The sequence below is a fragment of the Methanoculleus sp. MH98A genome, assembly GCF_000691865.1.
Lineage (GTDB): Archaea > Halobacteriota > Methanomicrobia > Methanomicrobiales > Methanoculleaceae > Methanoculleus.
Window position 1 is genome coordinate 1 of sequence record NZ_JMIO01000193.1, and the last position, 1,252, is coordinate 1,252.

The 1,252-nt window shown below is 55.0% G+C and carries 2 protein-coding genes; both read right to left on the reverse strand.

Annotated elements, in window-relative coordinates:
- On the reverse strand, nt 1–272 hold a 272-nt coding region (locus EI28_RS12520), incomplete at its 3' end, for a hypothetical protein (RefSeq protein WP_048115344.1).
- A 460-nt stretch (nt 273–732) separates the two neighbouring features.
- On the reverse strand, nt 733–1,252 hold a 520-nt coding region (locus EI28_RS15135), incomplete at its 5' end, for a hypothetical protein (protein ID WP_231476836.1).

Below are 1,252 nucleotides of genomic sequence, written 5' to 3' on the forward strand. Positions count from 1 at the left end.
ACTTCGAGATCGTAGTAGGTCATCCATTGGTCCGCCCACACGGGCTTTTCAAGTTTGATGACTTTGTCCCCTCCGCCGGCACGGTAGAGGCGAATGTAATCCGATCCCATTGAATCGACAAAATATTTCGCCTCAAAGCCGTTCTCTCTGCACTTCCGCTGGCAGTCCTGCACCTTCCTCATGCCGCCGCGTTTCTTTAACCATCCAAGGAAGGTAGCTCCTCTCTCTTCCGGGTCAGGCCCCTCCGGCGTAGGATGGTTGCGTTCTCTCATTGGGCGGCACCGTATGGGATATTGACGTTATGGTTTTATCAATGTTCTATTTGGGGCTCCGGCTATTTCGGGTGCTGAACGACGTTGCATTCCCGGGGGACAGGGGCTTCGGGAGTCGCGGGTTGGGGTAGAGGCGGGATCGGCTGCCGGCATGGGGACGAGAAGGGATACGGGAGTCCGGGGGAGTTACGCGCGGGAACCGGAGATGACAACACCGGGGAGTGTTGCGGAGCCGGGAATACGGTGGAGGCGCGTAGGGCGGCCGAGGATCGCGGCATCGAGGAAGGCTTCGGTGGCGGGTAGACCCCGGGGTGTAACGAAGGGGAGCCGGGGCAGGACGCTCAGGAGGAATAAAACAAGGTAATTTTGATTGACGAAACGAGTAGATCCGAACCCTCCTCGAGGGTCAAGCACGGAGGCAGGCCGGACAGATCATAGAAAATGAGGGGCAGATTCAAAATTATTGACAATTCTTACAGATTCTCGTCTTCCTCAGCAATCCGGATGTTGTAATGCATTGCGGGCAGGCTGCCGCGCCGCACTTATCGCATATCTGAGTATGATCCAATCCGTACGTTCTGTTGCAGATCGGGCATTCGACCTCACAGTCGGCGCAGAGCGGCTTACCGCATGCTGAGCAGACCCTGTCCGCGTGCTCTTCACAGAATGTCTTACCACACGAACTGCAGATCGAAGCATGATCGCTACAGACCCATTTTCCACAGACGGGGCATTGTGTAATGTGCTCGCTACAATAGGCCTTCCCGCACACCTCGCAGACGGCAGCGGTTTCCTTCTTGAAATTGATGGCACCGAGTTTGAAGTGCTTCGGGCAGTACTGTATGGTATTTTCAAGGACGGTTCCTGAATGGGCAAACACTTCTTTCGTGTAAACCGTGCCGAATGCGTTGAAGTGAACCGACCATTTGGGAACGAGAAGCATCTCGCTCTTGAAGAGTTTTATATCGCCTCTTCTCGGA